Here is a 16,701-nt window from a genome sequence, read left to right on the forward strand (position 1 = left end):
CAGGCCGAGTAGGAGAAATACTCATGTCAGATACCCCCAAGGAACACCCTGAAAGTGAGACAGAGCAGACGCAGGTGCCGGTTGAGGCGGGTAAAGCTAGGCGGGATGGTAAAACGAAGAGCCGTCAAAAAAAATCTGCTGGTGGTGGCGTTGCCTGGTTTTGTTTACTGCTGTTAATTGGGGTGACTGCCGCTGGAACCTGGTACGGCTGGCAGATGTGGCAACAATTACAGACTTTGCAGGCGCGTGAGATACCTGTGCCTACGCAGAGCCCTGAACCATTCGATGCCGCTCCACTTGAGCGCCAACTGGCTCAGTTAAAAAGTCAAAACGGCTTGCTTAGTCAAAAGCTTGAAGAGTTAGCCGGTGCGGGCATCGATCCGGCGGTGGTGCGCTCTTTGGCAGCCGATGTCGGCTCAGTGCAAAGCCGGCTTGATGCAATGGCGGATACCTCTCGGGACGATTGGAAGCTGGCTGAAGCTGCATTCTTACTTCGCCTTGCCAACCAAAAAGTGTTAGTAGAGCACAATAGTGCCGAGGCTTTGGCTCTGGCACAAGCGGCGGATAAAATTTTAAAAGAACAGGATGATCCAGGCCTATTCGCCATACGTGAGGTGCTTAGCCAAGAGTTGATCGAGCTGAAAATGGTCGAGCCGGTGGATCGAGAAGGGATTTATCTGCAGTTGCAGGCACTGATCCTTCAAGTTGAAGAGCTGCCATTGCTAGAGTCTTTTCAACGCGAACTACCGGTGGCCCCCCATTCTTCTGCCCGGGTGCCAGAGGCCAATGTGGATGTATGGACCCGCATTAAAGCGAGTGTTATGAATGGACTGAAAACCCTAGCCTCGCTGGTACGAGTGAATAATTATGCCGAGCCTGTAGAGCCGTTGTTGGGGCCCGAGCAGGCTTGGTTTTTACGCCAGAATTTACAGCTGATGTTAGAGCAGGCCCAAATTGCATTGCTGCGAGAAGAGTCACAGGTCTATCACCAAAGCTTAAGGCGTGCCAAAGGCTGGTTGGAAACTTACTTTTCTCGCAATGCGCAGATGCAAGTGGTGAGCAGCGAGCTGCAAAAGTTAGATGAGCTTTCTATAAAAGTTGAAGTGCCAGACATCAGTTCAGCACAGCAACAATTACAGAACTATATCGACCGGCTGCATAAAGTTTCTGAGGGGCAGACACCATGAAAAAAAGGTTGATTCTGCTGTTGTTGTTCATGCTGCTGGGAGCATTGGTGTTTCAGCTAATGCGTTACGACAGCGGCTACGTTTTGATTGCCTACGCCTCCACAACGGTAGAAATGAGTGTGTGGACGGCATTGATGCTTTTTTTACTCTTAGCCTTTGCCGTTTATTGGGTTGGGCGCTTGGTGCGTGGTGGCCGCAAAGTTGTTCGGTTTATTGGCAGTGGGCGACGCCAGTCAATGAGTGCCCAATCACAAACCATGACAGCGTTAGTAGACTTTATTGAAGGTAATTGGTTGGTGGCTCGCAAGAAGCTCATAAAGTCTGCGGATAAGTCCATCAATCCACTGGTTAATTACCTGGCCGCAGCCCGTTGCTCGTACGAACTTAAAGATTTTTCTGGGGCGCTGGATTTATTGCATAAAGCTGAGAAAAGCCGCGAAAGCAGTGAGCTTGCGGTGGCTTTGACCCAGGCAAGAATGCAGTTGGGAAGTCGTCGTTACGAACAGTGTCTGGCTACTCTCAAGCGCATTAAACGCAGCGCACCTGAGCACCCAGTGGTGCTCGATTTGCTTGCTAATGTGTATTGGGAGCTGGATGATATTGATGCGCTTGAAGAGCTGTTGCCGAGCTTGCGTCGCCTGAAAGTGCGCAATAATGAGGATTTACGCTCGCTTGAAATCAATGTTTACTTGCGTCAGCTGCAGCTTCTGGAGAAGCGCCACAAGAAGTTGCAAGATATACCCATGAGCAAGTCAGCGTTGGACAGCATCTGGTCAAGGGTCCCAGCGGCACAACAGAAAGAACCTGAACTCATGGCTGGTTTTGCTGCTGTGCTATTACGGTTGGGCTGCGATGAGGATGCTGAGCCCATGCTGGCAAAAGCATTGCAAAAGCAATGGCGTGAAGAGTGGGTTGAGCTTTATGGCCACACGAAGGGCGCTAACCCTAAAGCCCAGTTGAAAACTGCGGCAGCATGGCAAAAACAACAGGGCTCGGATGCAGTATTGCTTGCAGCACTTGGGCGTATATGTACGCGTAATCAGCTATGGGGAAAGGCGAAAGATTATTTTCGAGAGTCGCTGGATGTCGCTCCAAAAGCGGATGTGTATCTTGAGTTGGGTTTGCTACTAGAGCAGCTTGGTGAATCTGATAACGGTGCAGCCCTTTATCGGGAGGCTCTGCATTATTTGGCTCGCTCCCAGCAAGAGCTGCCACTGCCATGAGTTCAGATAAGGTTGCGAACTTATTTGCTGATATTCCGGAGAAACTGCCCCAAGAGTTGAGCTCTCTACTGCTTGAAGGGAAAAATGTACGCATTGAGAGAATTGTTTCTTTGGGCCATAGCTCAAAACCTGGGTTTTGGTATCAGCAAAATGAGCATGAGTGGGTGGTGTTGTTAACGGGCGGTGCATTACTGAGGTGGGAAGATGGCCGGGAGGAGACGTTAGCTCCCGGTGATTATGTTTATATTCCCGCGGGTGAAAAGCACCGCGTCGAGGGCACTTTGGCAGGGGAGCACTCGGTTTGGCTGGCGATCTTTTTTACTCAGTAAATAAAGGTGTGTTACGTATCCGGCAGGCGGGATGCCCACAGGGCGAGCTTGTGTTGAATCGTTTTTTGGGAAACTTGATCTTCAGGGAGGGGTTGAATCAGTTTGTCATGGGTAAGCAAGCGATATAGATACAGAGCACGTTCCGCAGCAGAGTCGTCGGGGGAGAACCTGGCCGCACCTCGCTTTTCGGCGTAAGAACTTCCGACTTTCAAGGCTTTTTTAAAGAACTCTTTTTCATTTTCCAGCTTTTTCATGCATACCCCTTATAGGTTTATATCTTCGTAGCATGTGACTTATTTGCTTGGATGGTATTGGTGCGTTTATAGCGTAAAGCAATTATAGGCAGCTGCCCGCGAAGTAAACAACCAGTTCAGAGCGGGGCAATGAGAGTTAACTGAGCTTCTGGCAGTGAAGCGGTTTTGCTAGAAAGTGATTTAATCTAATACGGTGGTGAAGTACGACTGCAGAGAACAATGGCGGGCGGGTAATCCAGAGAAATCAATTTACAGCAAAGCCTGGAGGCAACGGCTGAACCGTTCAGGTGAGGTCTTATTAACAAAGCGGCTAAAAAGCCGCTTTGTTAGCTGTTAAGCCGCGCGATAGCGTTCAATTATTTTTGCGGCTTCGGGGGCAGAGGCACAAATAAAATCGATAAATTCGCCCACACCAACTTCGGCGGCCTGGCGGGTGTCGAAGGGGCCAATGTCTACACCTTCACGGGTTTGATAGTACCAGTAGCCAGACTTTTCCACGAAGCGTCCGCTGCGAGGTGGAATGTCTCCTTGTTCGCCTTTTCTATGGTCGTTGATCATCGTATCTTCCTTCAGTTCAATGTCCTCGTCCTGCGTGCCACAGCTCAGCTCCTGCTTCAACACGCACTGCGTATACCCTTTTGAATTATACGCTTCTCAGCCTTAGCTGTTTATATCGTATTTCTCTACTGGGGTTTTGGCTTCATAACCCCTTTGCATCAAGTACTGTAAATACCACCACTTTTTTGTCGTATGGCTTTGTTGGGTGACGACTAAAGGCGGGCGCAACATGGCCGGAGGTAGGGGGCATGCCTGAGTTCCGGGAGGGGCTTTGTAAGCGAGTTGTGAGGCAGGTACCAAGGTAACCTTAGCCTTTTCTAGCATGGTGGCCGCCTGCTCCAGTACATCTAAAGTTTCTGGATAGGGGTGGCCAATAGCAATTGCCTGGCCACGGCGTTGAGCGAGGGCGATCGCGCGTTCAAGTTGTTGAGTGATGAGCTGACGATCACGCTGGTGGTCGAGAAATACATCTCTTTGAGCGCTGGGTAATCCGTAGGCTGCAGCCACTTCAAATGCTCTGCTGGAGGCGGTGGTGCGACTATCAACGAAATAGAGGTTTCGTTTAGCGGCCTCCCCCATGACCCAGCCCATGTAGCGAGGTTGCGGGGTCAGCGCGCTACCGGTGTGGTTGTTGAGTCCCTTTATGCCTGGTATCTGATTAAGACTGTGTTGCAGACTGGCGATAAATTCTGCACGGCTCAAGTCCTCGGTTAAAGCGCCTGGGCCTAGGTTAAGGCCGGCCATGTTGGCCATGGGGGTGTGTAATATGAGTTCTTTATCATGCGCTTTGCCTTGTTGGGCTAATGTTTGAGCATGGGGGGTAGAGGGCAATAGCGCTAAGGTGTAGGCACCGGGTAGCGCTATCGTACGCAGCCCGGATTCCAGGTTGTAACCAAGGTCGTCAATTATAATGGCAAGCCTTGCGGGTGGAGGCGCGGCTTGCGTATTTAAGACATAACACAAGCTCAATAGCACAGTGGCCAGGAGCTGTTTAGGGGCGAACAAGCGGGGCGTCATTATTATTTTCAGGCTGCTGGCGAAAAATGTTTAAACCTTTGAGTAAATTAAGGGCTTCGTGCAGTTGATTATCATTGGCCAGCAGAGAGGCGCTGCTATTGCGTTTGCTTTCTCGCGCTTTACTACCAACTTCCGCTTTGCCGTTGTCATTGTTTAAGTGTCCGGCCAAGTCTGCTTCTGTGGTGCGTAGGCGAGGTTTTACGGCAGTGACTTTGGCGCGCTCTACTACCACATCGGGTTCTATCCCCTGGGCCTGAATCGAACGGCCGCTGGGGGTGTAATAACGAGCCGTGGTGAGCTTTATTGCACGGCTTTCCGTAATGGGGACAACGGTTTGCACTGAGCCTTTACCGAAGCTTCTCGTTCCCATAATTACCGCGCGATGTTGGTCTTGCAGGGCTCCAGCGACAATCTCGGACGCCGATGCAGAACCATCGTTTATGAGTACTACCACAGGAAGGCCGTTTAAGAGATCGCCAGGGTTGGCGTTATATTGACTGTAGCTGCTTTCCAGGCGGCCCTCGGTGTAGACCACTAAACCGCCATCGAGGAAGGCATCTGCGACATCAACTGACGCTTGTAAAACACCGCCAGGGTTGTTGCGGAGATCCAAAATGACACCACTGGTATTGGGGTAATCTTGCAGAGCCTTTTCCAGCTTGCTGTGTACATCACGCCCCGTATTAACCTGAAAGGTGGCAATCCTCAGATAGAGGTAATGATCGTCCAGCATCTTGGTGCGCACACTGCGTACTTTAATGATGTCGCGGGTTATGGTCAGGTCAAAGGGTTGGTCGACGCCCTCGCGCACGATAGTAACGGTTAAATCACTGCCTTTAGGCCCTCGCATAATGGCAACGGCTTCGTTTAAATTCATTCCTTTGACCGGTTGGTCGCCCAAGCGAATGATTAAGTCTCCCGCTTCAACCCCCGCTTTTTGCGCCGGCGTGTCGTCGATTGGTGATATGACTTTGACGAAGCCGTTTTCCATACCGACTTCGATGCCAAGGCCGCCAAATTCGCCCGAGGTGTTCACTTGTAAATCTTCAAACGATTCCGCGTCCAGGTAAGCAGAGTGGGGGTCTAGCTCGGCCATCATGCCTTTAATGGCGTATTCCAGAAGCTCGGTATCACTAAGTTCTTCGACGTAACTGGAGCGAATGTGATCGTACACGCGGGTGAAGGTACGTAAATCTTCGAGCGGTAGTAGCGCTTTAGTAGATTCGGAGCTCGCTTCAGAGGTGTGTGTCTCTCGCGTCTCGGCAGGCTGCGCCCACCCAGGAGATGCCGTTGCCAGCATCAAAGCCGCAAGTGTAAATAGAGATCCGACAAAACGCATGAGTGTCTCCTGCAGGGTGCGCAAGGTGTTGGGCGCACAGTGTAACGTTTACTAATAATCAGGGTTGATGGCGCCGGGCATCAAGACCTAAGCGCGAGCAAGCCATTTATTGGGGTTGGTAGGCTGACCTTTATGGCGGATTTCAAAATACAGCCCGGAGTAATGTTGACCGCCGCTGCTGCCTACACGGGCAATCGCTTCACCGGCTTTAACGCCATCCCCTAGTTTTTTCAATAGGCTTTGATTGTGCCCGTACAGGCTCATAAAGCCTTCGCCGTGATCGATAATGACCAGCAAACCATGGCCACGTAAATAATCTGCGAAGATAACTCGGCCACTGTGAACCGCATGCACGGGAGTGCCGACTGGAGCTTCGATCACCATCCCTTCCCAGCTCAGTTGGTTGCCAACGCGTCGACTGCCGTAGTTATGGCGTAATTTACCGTCTGTGGGCCAAGGTAGTTTACCTTGCAGCAGGCTAAAACGAGTAGTGGAAGGGTTGGCGCTACCCAGGGTGGCGGTCATTTCCGCTAGCAGTGCATTGAGCCGTTCACTGTTGTCTTGCTCGGCTGCGAGCCGGTTATCTTTGCTGGAGATGAGCTTTTCGAGCTTCTGCAGCGTTAATGAGCGTTGCTTTTGTTCTGCTTGTAATTGCTGTGCTTGCCGTTCCAGTTGCTGTTTGCGAAGGTTTAGCCTGTCGCGGGTGGCGATAATGTCGGGTTCTATGTTTGCGAGTTTGGTTAACGTGGCGCGGTACTGGGAAAGTTTACGGCTACGAGCGCTCAATAGGTAGTCGTGATATTTGTTGAGTCTAGAGATACGCTCGGGCGACTCTTGATTCAGAAGCATCTTTAAAGGCCCCTGTGGGCCTGCTCGGTAAGCGCTTTGCACCTGAGCGGCAACTTGTTCTTGTTGCGCTTGGCGCTGTCGTAGCAGGTCTTGCTGTTCTTGATAAAGGCTTTGCAGCTTTTGGTCTTGTTGATTGATATCGTCGTTCAGGGAATCAACCTTATTTTTCAGATTCCCAATATCGCTTTCAGATTTCTCCAGTTGCTTTTCAAGTTTGCCTTTTTCACCTTTTGCATCATTAAGCTCATCTTTAAGTTGCTCGATGGTCGCTTTCAGCGCCTCCAGCTTTTTCTGATAGTCGGCTGCGTCGTTGGCGGCCCAGCTACCAGGAATCCATAGCAGCGTCAGCAGTAACATAAACACCCGGCAGCGAGCTTTGCTCTGCCGGGTGTTTATGAATTTTTGCGCTTTCTTAAGTCTTAAACAGGTCAACATTGAGCCCGGTTTCAGCCTTCCAGAGTGATAAGGTTGCGACCGTTCATTTCCGCCGGTTGCTCCAGCCCCATGAGGTGTAGCATGGTTGGCGCTACGTCAGCCAGGGAGCCACCATCGGCAATGCTGCCTTTGCGCTCGCTGATGTAAACCAGAGGTACAGGCAAGGTGGAGTGTTGTGTGCTGACCTGGCCAGACTCGGGATCAAACATCTCTTCACAGTTGCCATGGTCAGCGGTAATGAGCACTTCGCCACCGGCTTTACGGGTGGCTTCTACAACTCGGCCAACACAAGCATCTACGGCTTCAACGGCGGCCACGGCAGCTTCAAATACACCAGAGTGCCCAACCATATCGCCGTTGGCGTAGTTACAAATGACGGCGTCGTATTTACCTGATTCAATGGCTTCTACTAGCTTGTCGGTAACTTCAGGTGCGCTCATTTCGGGTTTCAAGTCGTAAGTAGCCACATCTGGTGATGGCACCAAAATACGGTCTTCACCGTCAAATACAGCTTCTTGCCCACCGTTGAAGAAAAAAGTCACGTGCGCGTATTTTTCAGTCTCTGCGATGCGAAGCTGAGTTTTGCCCTGATTTTGCAGGTATTCACCAAACGAGTTAGTTAATGCCTGAGGCGGGAATGCACAGCTGGCTTTAATGTCCGCTGCGTATTCAGTGGTCATGACGAAGTCGCCCAGCTCAGGTACGAGTTTACGCTCAAAGCCATCGAAAGCTGGATCGATAAGGGCTCGGGTGATTTCGCGGGCGCGATCAGGACGGAAGTTCATAAAGATCACTGAGTCGCCGTCACTGATGGTGGCGACTTCTTCACCTTCGGCAGCAATAACCGTGGCCTTAACGAATTCGTCGTTTTCGTCTCGCGCATAGGCCGCTTGTAAACCTTCCACCGCTGTTTCAGCGTCGTACTCAGACTCGCCGGTTACCATAACGTTGTAGCACTGTTCTACCCGGTCCCAGCGATTGTCACGGTCCATGGCAAAGTAGCGGCCACAGATGCTGGCCACTCGGCCGGTACCGATCTCGGCAAACACATCCTGCGCTTTTTGCAGCGAGGCTTCAGCACTGCGCGGGGCGGTGTCGCGACCGTCTAAAAACGCGTGCAAATAAATCTTTTTAGCGCCACGCTCTGCGGCGGCTTTTATCATGGCAAAAATGTGATCTTCGTGAGCGTGAACGCCACCTGGGGACAGTAAGCCAATAATGTGTACCGCTTTGTCTTTATCCTTGGCTTGGTCAATCGCTTTGGTGTAGGCAGGGTTCGTGGCAAAGTCACCGTCTTCGATTGCTTTGTTAATGCGGGTAAAGCTTTGGTAAACCACCCGGCCGGCACCCAAAGTCATGTGGCCAACCTCGCTGTTACCCATTTGACCTTCGGGGAGGCCTACCGCCATGCCAGAAGTGCCTATCAGGTTGTGGGGACGGTTATTCCATAGCTCGTCCCATACTGGGGTGTTCGCACTGTAAATTGCATTGTGCTCGGTGCTTTCTGAGTGGCCAAAGCCATCTAGAACCAGCAATACCATAGGTTTTTTCTTGGCAGTCATAGGCAAATCGCTTTTGTGTGTATGGGAAATGAATAAATAGAACTTTATTCTACCGGTTAACGACGGACAACTCTACGCTGTGGCCCTCGGGGTTGGGGAGTTTTTCGCTATCGGTCTCATAAATCCAGTGCCTGACGAGATGTTGGCAGCTGGTGTATACTCCCGCCCTTTGCGGCTCGGCCCGGTGGGTCGGTGTTTGGTAACCAGTTTTAAAGGGCATCCGGTGGACGATTTATTTATATTCTTAGGGCAAGAGTGGATGTTGGTCGGCATTCTTGTGGTGCTTATCTACTTATACGCTTGGCGCGAGCGCTTGAAAAACGGCCAGCCCATCACCACATCTGAGGCGACCTTGCTGATTAATACTGAAGCGGGTGTTTGGTTGGATGTTCGTGACAGTGGCGAGTTTAAAAACGGCCACATGGTCGATGCCATTAACATCCCCTTTTCTAAGCTGGCTGAGCAGGTTGAGAGCCTGGAAAAGTATCGGGATAAAACGCTGATTGTGGTCGATAAAATGGGACAGCATGCGGGTAGCGCCGGGCGTCAGTTGGGAGCCAAGGGCTTTTCGGTACGTCGCTTATCGGGTGGCATCAGCGAATGGCAAAATCAGAGTTTACCGCTGGTTAAAAAATAGCTTGATCGGCTTGTAAAATAGGTGCGCTCATGACAAAAGTTTTAATGTACACCACGGCTATTTGCCCATTTTGTGTCAACGCTAAGCGTTTGTTGGCGAGTAAGGGCGTAGAGGTCGAAGAAATTCGTGTGGATCGTGAACCTGCATTGCGAAAGAAGATGATGGCCGACAGTGGCCAGCAGACAGTCCCCCAGATTTGGATTGGTGATCGTCATGTAGGCGGCTTCACCGACCTCTGGGCGCTGGATAAACGTGGCGAGCTGGATGCATTGCTGGGCGGTTAATATTTATTCAATTTGATAAAAGAGATAGGATTATGGCAGAAGAAAACACTCAAGAGCCTCAGGCCAACGGACAAGATAAAGCGGCACCTTCATTTTCCATTAAGCGTGTTTATTTAAAAGACCTGTCTTTTGAGACGCCAATGGGGCTGGAAGGCTTTAACCAGAAGCAAGCACCGAAAATTGAGCAGGAGCTGAACGTCCAGGTTCATCGAGTGGATGAGGTTCATCACGAAGTGGTACTGCTTCTGACCATTACCGCCAAGATTGAAGAGCGCGTGGCCTTCCTGATTGAGGTAAAACAGGCGGGTTTGTTTGCCATCAGCGGTATGGACAACAATATGATGGCGCAGATTATCAATGCCAACTGCCCGAATATCCTCTTTCCTTACGCTCGCGAAACCATTGACGGCATTCTTACCCGTGGCTCATTTGCACCATTGATGCTGCCGCCCATTAACTTTGATGCGGTCTTCGCTCAAGCGCTTAGCAGCGCGCAAAAGCAGGCGGCTGAAAAAGCGCAAGCTGACGCTTAATTGCTGTTTATCGCCGTTAAAAAGGGCTCGCCAGTGGCGGGCCTTTTTTATTTGTGCTGCAATAAGCCTAAATAACACTTACTTTGGCCTCTGGGGTTAATTATCTATGTTTAACCTTTCCAAATTCGCTCCCAGTGACGGCGATCATATTGCGGCGATTGACCTGGGTTCTAACAGTTTCCATATGATTATTGCGCGCTGGGAAAACCAACAACTCACGCTACTGGATAAACTGCGTGAACCGGTGCGTATGGGCTGGGGCTTGGAAGATGATGGCAGTTTAAATCCTGAGGTCAGTGAGCGTGCCCTCGCTTGTCTAGAGCGCTTCGCAGAGCGGCTGCGCAGTTTTCCATCGGGCAGTGTGCGCTGTGTGGGTACTAAAACCCTGCGCTCAATTGCCAATTCAAAAGAGTTTTTACGGCAAGCCCGGCAAAGGCTTGGCCACCCGGTTGAAATTATATCGGGTGAGGAAGAGGCTCGTTTGATTTACTTGGGGGTTGCCCATTGTATCGCTCCCGATGGCCGCACGAGGTTGGTGGCGGATATCGGCGGCGGCAGCACCGAGGTGATTCTCGGCCAGGGTATGGAGCCAAAAGTAAAAGAGAGCCTCAGCATGGGCTGCGTGGCCATGAGCAAGCGTTTTTTTGCCGATGGTAAAGTGACAGAAAAGGCTATAAAAAAAGCGCGCATTGCCGCCGGTCAGGAAATTTCCCCCGTGGCAGATGAATACAGCGACTGCCCTTGGGAGGAGGCCATAGGCGCTTCAGGCACAATTAAAGCCGTGGCAAGCGTTTGCCAGGCTGCCGGTTGGAGCAGCGGTGAGATCACCTTAAAATCATTGGAAAAGATCATCGCGCTTTATGCAAAGCACGGCGCAACGGATTTGGCGCTGGATGGCGTTTCGGAAGATCGTCAGCCCGTATTTCTTGGTGGTGCTATTGTGCTGGCGGCGTTGTTTGAAAACTTGCATATCGAGACTATGGTGGCTGCCGATTGGGCGCTGCGCGAGGGCCTGTTATTTGACTTAAAGGGGCGCTTGGAAGATCACGATATTCGCGAAAGCAGTGTGCGGGCCTTGGCCGATCGATTTCATGTCAATGCGAGTAAGGCAGAGCGTGTTGCCAATACCGCGCAGATGTTACTTGAGCAGGTGGCGGAATGCTGGTCGCTGGATGTAAAAGATGCGGGTAAGTTATTGCGTTGGGCGGCCTTTTTATACCCGGTAGGTTTGGATATATCTCACAGCGACTATCACAAGCACAGCGCGTATATCGTACAAAACGTGGATATAGCAGGTTGCTCGCGCGCCGAGCAAACACAGCTTGCCGCTTTGGTTCGCTGCCATCGCAAAAGTATGAATGCCAAGCACTTCGCAGAGGCGGGCACAGATTTACTGCCTTTGGCGATTATTCTGCGTTTGGCGCACATCTTTAATCGCACTCGCAGGCACTCATTGCCCGAGGGCTTGACGTTAAGTGCAAAGAAGAAAAAGATTGTCTTGTCGATTCCTGAAAAGTGGCTTGAAGCCAACCCACTGACTTGTGCGGATTTGGAATCCGAGGCGGGTTATCAAAGCAAGTCGGGTTATGAGCTGAGTGTCACGGCTATTTAAGCTTAAGCCGAAAGCCGGGCGCGCACCTTTTAAGGTGGTGCGCGGTAGCCCGGCCGAATCTTGTGCTAAGCAAAGGTTTTAATTATTTGCTGTCAGTTGGTGTAGCAGTTCAGCTTGGGCATTGATAGCTTGCTCACCCTCTTTGGGTTGGGTATGCACGTAGCTGCCGTCACTTTGCAGTATCCAGGCGTGCGTGTTATCGGCTAGGTAGAGTTTTAGGTCGTTAATCATCTGTTCGCGTATTTTCTTCGCTTTAATCGGAAAGCACGTTTCAACGCGGTGAAACATATTGCGAATCATCCAGTCGGCGCTGGAGCAATACACCTGAGGGTTGCCCCCATTTTCAAAATAGAAAACGCGGGTGTGCTCAAGAAAGCGCCCTACGATTGAGCGAACCTGAATATTTTCGGATTGCCCTGGAATACCGGGGCGCAGCTGACACACGCCGCGAACAATTAAGTCCACTTGCACCCCAGCGTTCGATGCCTCGTACAACGCCAGCACCAACTGTTCTTCATACAGCGAATTCATTTTGGCAATGATCCGCGCTGGTATGCCTTTGCGCGCGTTTTCGGTTTCTTGATGAATGTGTTTGAGCATGCCCTTATGCAGCGTGAACGGCGCGTACATCAGCTCGCTCATTTTTGAGGCTTTACCCATGCTGGATAGCTGAATAAAAATCCGGTAAACATCGGCGCAAACGGCAGGGTCTACCGTCATGATGCCGTAGTCGGTATACAGCTTAGTGGTTTTGGGGTGATAGTTGCCTGTGCCTAAATGAACATAATAGCTGAGCTTCTTGTTTTCGCGCCGCGCCACCAGCAGCATTTTAGCGTGGGTTTTATAGCCTACAACGCCGTAAATAACGTGAATGCCGTAGCGCTGTAAGCGCTCGGCCAGGGCAACGTTTTGTTCTTCATCAAAGCGAGCGCGCAGCTCAACAATGGCAGTAACTTCTTTACCCGCTTTGGCGGCGGCTACCAATGCGTCTACTACCGGCGAGTTAGAGCCGGTGCGATACAAAGTTTGCTTAATGGCCAATACATGAGGGTCCGCTGCCGCTTCGCGCAGAAAATCAACCACCGCTTGAAAGGAGTCGAAGGGGTGATGGAGTAAAATGTCACTTTTCTTGATCGCTTCGAAATAGTTGTCGGCGCGTTTGGGGAGTTTGGGCATAGATTGCACAAACGGCTTAAAATACAGCTCGGGGTCTTCAATCAGGTCAAACAAATCAGTAAGACGGTTTAGGTTAACGGGGCCGTCTACTTTGTAAATGTCGCGCCGGTTAATCTCGCAACGTTCCAACAAGAACTCTTCAATATCTTCGGGGCAAGTACCGGTTAGCTCTAACCGCACTTCGTCACCGTACTGGCGGTAAACCAGCTCACCCTGCATGGCGCGCAGCAAATCATCGGTTTCTTCTTCGTCTAAAAAGATGTCCGAGTTGCGCGTGAGGCGGAATTGAAAGCAGTCGAGTACCGTCATGCCAACAAAAATTTCACCCATAAAGTGGTGAATAATGGACGACATAAACACAAAGTTGCGACCGTTATTGGATATACCCTCAGGCAGCTCAATCACATTAGGCAGCGAGCGGGGGACTTGCACAATGGCTCGGCCAGAGCTGCGGCCGAACGCGTCTTTACCATCCAGCGCGACAATAAAGTTCAGCGACTTATTCATAATACGCGGAAAGGGGTGCGCGGGGTCCAGGCCAATGGGGCTTAGCAGGGGCAACACTTCGGTTTCGAAGTACTCGTTTAGGTATTCTGTTTGCTCGTGAGTCCAGTCATCTCGGCGGACAATATGAATGCCTTTATCGTTCAGTTTTGGCAGGATGTCCTGATTAAAAATCTTGTACTGCTCATCCACCAGCTGGTGAGAAATCTGGCCGATAGCCGCTAGGTTGTCGGCGTGGGTCAGGCCGTCGGATGGAATAGCGCTTGTGCCGACTTCAAGCATTTGCACCAGCCCGCCAACGCGAACCTCAAAAAATTCATCCTGGTTAGTGGAAAAGATGCAAAGAAAGCGCAGTCTTTCCATTAGGGGCAAAGACGTGTCGTAGGATTGATACAGCACGCGCCGGTTAAACTCCAGCAAACTCAGTTCACGATTAAAAAACTGCTCGGACACTGTACTACCCCTGTGCTGTATCAAATCAAAATCCTCTGCAACCTATACTGAGTTTATGAAGTTTTTGTTACAGGCGGGCTAAGCCCGCCTGGGGCTCGTTGGTCAGTTTTTACATTGGTAAACCGTGAAGTGCTGGCTTCCGTCAGTGATGCTCGATGAGGGTACGACAGTATCCCCGCCCAAGCGCACGGCCTCATTGCGGGCAATTGTGGTTAACTCTTCGGCCACTTTTTCTTCGTTGCGATCAAGAAAAGCGACGCCATCCATCACATTTGCCGTAACATGGCTTACCTGTTTGCAGGTGGCGATATCTTGGCTGCGGGCAACGGCAATGGATTGAGCTTCAGGTTTCAGCTCAACCCAGGTGCAACCACTGATCGCGGCTGAGATCAGTATAACAATGCCTATTTTATTCATTATTTAATTCTCTATTGCTCGTCCAGGCCCAGGTTGGTCACAATATTTGCCACAGGCTCGGCCTGGTTCATGGTGTAAAAATGCAAGCCGGGGGCACCGCCCTCCAGCAACGTCTCGCACAGCTCGGTTACCACCTCTTCCCCAAAATCGCGTAAAGCCTCTGGGTCGTGTTCGAAGCTCTCAAGGCGGCGGCGCAGCCAGCGCGGAATATCGGCGCCGCAACTGTCGGAGAAGCGTGTCAAGTTGCGATAGTTAATGATCGGCATAATGCCCGGATAAATCGGTTTCTCAATACCGATTTTCGCGCACTGATCCATAAAATAAAAGTAGGCGTCCGGGTTAAAAAAGTACTGCGTAATGGCGTTGTCGGCCCCGGCGTCAAACTTGCCTTTTAGATAGCGCACATCATCTTCATAATTCTTGGCTTGCGGGTGAATTTCCGGGTAGGCGGCCACTTCCAGCTCGAAGGTGTCACCGAAATGCTGGCGGATAAAGGCCACAAGTTCATTGGCGTATACCAGCTGGTAGGACCCGCCCACGCCCGAGGGCATATCACCGCGCAGTGCAACGATACGTTCGACACCGGCACTTTGGTATTCGCTGAGTAACGCTTTTATCGAGGCTTCGTCGTCTCCGCCAAAGGACAGGTGCGGCGCCACTGGGGTGTCTAGTGAGTTGAACTGAGTCACCAGGTTTTTTGTGTTGTCGCGAGTGGAACCTCCGGCACCGTAAGTAACCGAAAAGAAGTCCGGAGAAAACTCTTCCAATGTGTCGCGTACTACAGCCAGTTTTTTCCTGCCCTCGTCTGTCTTGGGCGGAAAGAACTCAAAGCTTAAGCGTAAAGAATCTTCACTCATAATTGTTTCCTGTGGTTTTGCGTCCGACGCCGGGCGTCAGACGCACGTCCCAATTAATATTTATAGCTTTCGGGTTTGAACGGTCCGTCCACTGTAACGCCAATATAGTCGGCCTGCTCGGTGCGAAGCTTGGTCATTACCCCGCCGAAGCCTTCAACCATGTGACGTGCCACCTCTTCATCGAGCTGCTTAGGCAAAACCTTAACGTAAATGTTTTGGGCTTTTTCGCTAGCGGGCAGATCGGCGAACTTTTGTTCGTACAAATAAATTTGCGCTAATACCTGGTTGGCGAAAGAGCCGTCCATAATGCGTGATGGGTGGCCTGTAGCGTTGCCCAAGTTTACCAAGCGGCCCTCGGACAGCAGCAGCAAGTGGTTGTTGCTTGAGCGGTCACGATAGACTTTATGAACTTGTGGCTTAACTTCTTCCCACTCCCAGTTTTCGCGCATAAAGGCGGTGTCGATTTCGTTATCGAAATGGCCGATGTTGCAGACTACGGCGCCGTTTTTCAGCGTTTGCAGCATGGCTGAATCGCAGACGTTGATATTGCCGGTGGTGGTGACCAGTAAGTCGGTATTACCTAATACTGCGGTGTTGATGTCTTCCACCTTGCCGGTGTTGATGCCATCATTGTAGGGTGAAACCACCTCAAAGCCATCCATGCAGGCTTGCATGGCGCAGATGGGGTCGATTTCAGTCACTTTTACGATCATGCCTTCCTGCCGCAGTGATAAAGCTGAACCTTTACCCACATCACCATAGCCAATAACCAGTGCTTTTTTACCTGAAAGCAAGTGGTCGGTGCCACGCTTAATGGCATCGTTTAAGCTGTGGCGACAGCCGTATTTGTTGTCGTTTTTACTTTTGGTGACGGCATCGTTCACATTGATGGCCGGCACTTTAAGCTCGCCTTTTTTCATCATGTCTTGCAGGCGATGCACACCTGTGGTGGTTTCTTCGCTGATGCCGTGAATCTTGTCCAGAATTTGCGGGTATTTTTCGTGGGCCAGTTGGGTCAGGTCGCCACCGTCATCCAGAATAATGTTGGCATCCCAGACTTCGCCATCTTTCACTATCGTCTGCTCGATGCACCACCAGAACTCCTCCTCTGTTTCACCTTTCCAGGCAAAAACCGGAATGCCGGCAGCGGCAATGGCCGCGGCTGCATGGTCTTGAGTGGAGAAAATGTTGCACGAAGACCAGCGCACTTCCGCCCCGAGCGCGATCAAGGTTTCGATCAGCACGGCGGTTTGAATGGTCATGTGAATGCAGCCCATGATCTTTGCGCCTTTTAACGGCTGTTCGCTGGCGTACTTGGTGCGCAGCGCCATCAGCGCGGGCATTTCGCCTTCGGCAATATCAATTTCGCGGCGGCCCCACTGGGCCAGTTGCTCAAATTCTTCGGCGGTTTTGGCGGCGACTTTGTAGTCGGTAAAGTGGCTCATAATGTTCTCCAGTAAATAGTGTTAGGTGTC

17 protein-coding genes are annotated in these 16,701 nt (G+C 51.1%); 7 read left to right on the forward strand and 10 right to left on the reverse strand.

The genetic code is table 11. The features are described from left to right. The first annotated feature begins 23 nt into the window (after positions 1-23). The 3 genes from D568_RS18785 to D568_RS0100960 are packed head-to-tail and all read left to right on the forward strand — an operon-like array spanning position 24 to position 2,739. A complete protein-coding gene (locus D568_RS18785) occupies positions 24-1,187 on the forward strand; it encodes a uroporphyrinogen-III C-methyltransferase (protein ID WP_020207679.1) in 1,164 nt (387 codons plus the stop codon). Next, positions 1,184-2,410, forward strand: a complete 1,227-nt coding sequence (locus D568_RS0100955; RefSeq protein WP_020207680.1) for a heme biosynthesis HemY N-terminal domain-containing protein — start codon at positions 1,184-1,186, stop codon at positions 2,408-2,410. Before D568_RS18785 ends, D568_RS0100955 begins: the two co-directional genes overlap by 4 nt. Next, positions 2,407-2,739, forward strand: coding sequence for a cupin domain-containing protein (locus D568_RS0100960; RefSeq protein WP_020207681.1), 333 nt, complete (start codon positions 2,407-2,409; stop codon positions 2,737-2,739). Before D568_RS0100955 ends, D568_RS0100960 begins: the two co-directional genes overlap by 4 nt. Before the next feature lie 11 nt (positions 2,740-2,750). On the opposite strand, the gene D568_RS0100965 is transcribed toward D568_RS0100960, so the two are convergent. The 6 genes from D568_RS0100965 to gpmM all read right to left on the reverse strand — a co-directional run bounded on the left by D568_RS0100965 (position 2,751) and on the right by gpmM (position 8,753). Continuing rightward, complete coding sequence (locus D568_RS0100965) at positions 2,751-2,993, reverse strand: DUF5062 family protein (protein WP_020207682.1); 243 nt, start codon at positions 2,991-2,993, stop codon at positions 2,751-2,753. Positions 2,994-3,326: 333 nt separating this feature from the next. Continuing rightward, positions 3,327-3,614, reverse strand: coding sequence for a DUF6316 family protein (locus D568_RS0100970; RefSeq protein WP_020207683.1), 288 nt, complete (start codon positions 3,612-3,614; stop codon positions 3,327-3,329). Positions 3,615-3,653: 39 nt separating this feature from the next. Beyond that, on the reverse strand, positions 3,654-4,568 hold the full coding sequence (locus D568_RS18790; protein WP_020207684.1) for a divergent polysaccharide deacetylase family protein: 915 nt from the start codon (positions 4,566-4,568) through the stop codon (positions 3,654-3,656). Then, positions 4,543-5,907, reverse strand: coding sequence for a S41 family peptidase (locus D568_RS0100980; protein ID WP_020207685.1), 1,365 nt, complete (start codon positions 5,905-5,907; stop codon positions 4,543-4,545). Before D568_RS0100980 ends, D568_RS18790 begins: the two co-directional genes overlap by 26 nt. Before the next feature lie 87 nt (positions 5,908-5,994). Then, entirely contained in the window at positions 5,995-7,113 is a 1,119-nt protein-coding gene (locus D568_RS0100985; protein WP_040516137.1) for a murein hydrolase activator EnvC family protein, read from the reverse strand. A gap of 89 nt (positions 7,114-7,202) precedes the next feature. Then, positions 7,203-8,753, reverse strand: a complete 1,551-nt coding sequence (gpmM, locus tag D568_RS0100990) for a 2,3-bisphosphoglycerate-independent phosphoglycerate mutase (RefSeq protein WP_020207687.1) — start codon at positions 8,751-8,753, stop codon at positions 7,203-7,205. 223 nt (positions 8,754-8,976) lie between these two features. Between gpmM and D568_RS0100995 the strand changes: the two genes are divergently transcribed. The 4 genes from D568_RS0100995 (at position 8,977) to ppx (ending at position 11,819) form a co-directional block, all read left to right on the forward strand. Next, entirely contained in the window at positions 8,977-9,390 is a 414-nt protein-coding gene (locus D568_RS0100995) for a rhodanese-like domain-containing protein (protein WP_026286765.1), read from the forward strand. A gap of 29 nt (positions 9,391-9,419) precedes the next feature. Beyond that, a complete protein-coding gene (gene grxC / locus D568_RS0101000; protein ID WP_020207689.1) occupies positions 9,420-9,674 on the forward strand; it encodes a glutaredoxin 3 in 255 nt (84 codons plus the stop codon). Positions 9,675-9,706: 32 nt separating this feature from the next. After that, complete coding sequence (gene secB, locus D568_RS0101005; RefSeq protein ID WP_020207690.1) at positions 9,707-10,207, forward strand: protein-export chaperone SecB; 501 nt, start codon at positions 9,707-9,709, stop codon at positions 10,205-10,207. 106 nt (positions 10,208-10,313) lie between these two features. After that, on the forward strand, positions 10,314-11,819 hold the full coding sequence (ppx, locus tag D568_RS0101010) for an exopolyphosphatase (RefSeq protein ID WP_020207691.1): 1,506 nt from the start codon (positions 10,314-10,316) through the stop codon (positions 11,817-11,819). 78 nt (positions 11,820-11,897) lie between these two features. Here the strand turns inward: ppx and ppk1 are convergent, their stop codons facing one another. From ppk1 to ahcY, 4 genes are all read right to left on the reverse strand, one after another. Further along, positions 11,898-13,952: a polyphosphate kinase 1 gene (gene ppk1, locus D568_RS0101015; RefSeq protein ID WP_020207692.1), complete on the reverse strand. Its 2,055-nt coding sequence runs from the start codon at positions 13,950-13,952 to the stop codon at positions 11,898-11,900. A 102-nt stretch (positions 13,953-14,054) separates the two neighbouring features. Then, positions 14,055-14,369, reverse strand: a complete 315-nt coding sequence (locus D568_RS0101020) for a DUF4156 domain-containing protein (RefSeq protein WP_020207693.1) — start codon at positions 14,367-14,369, stop codon at positions 14,055-14,057. A gap of 11 nt (positions 14,370-14,380) precedes the next feature. Continuing rightward, positions 14,381-15,226 carry a methylenetetrahydrofolate reductase [NAD(P)H] gene (gene metF / locus D568_RS0101025; protein ID WP_020207694.1) on the reverse strand — a complete coding sequence of 282 codons (846 nt, stop codon included), beginning with the start codon at positions 15,224-15,226 and terminating at the stop codon, positions 14,381-14,383. 53 nt (positions 15,227-15,279) lie between these two features. Further along, positions 15,280-16,671: an adenosylhomocysteinase gene (gene ahcY, locus D568_RS0101030; protein WP_020207695.1), complete on the reverse strand. Its 1,392-nt coding sequence runs from the start codon at positions 16,669-16,671 to the stop codon at positions 15,280-15,282. Positions 16,672-16,701 lie beyond the last annotated feature (30 nt).

This window comes from Gilvimarinus chinensis DSM 19667 (assembly GCF_000377745.1).
GTDB classification, from domain to species: domain Bacteria; phylum Pseudomonadota; class Gammaproteobacteria; order Pseudomonadales; family Cellvibrionaceae; genus Gilvimarinus; species Gilvimarinus chinensis.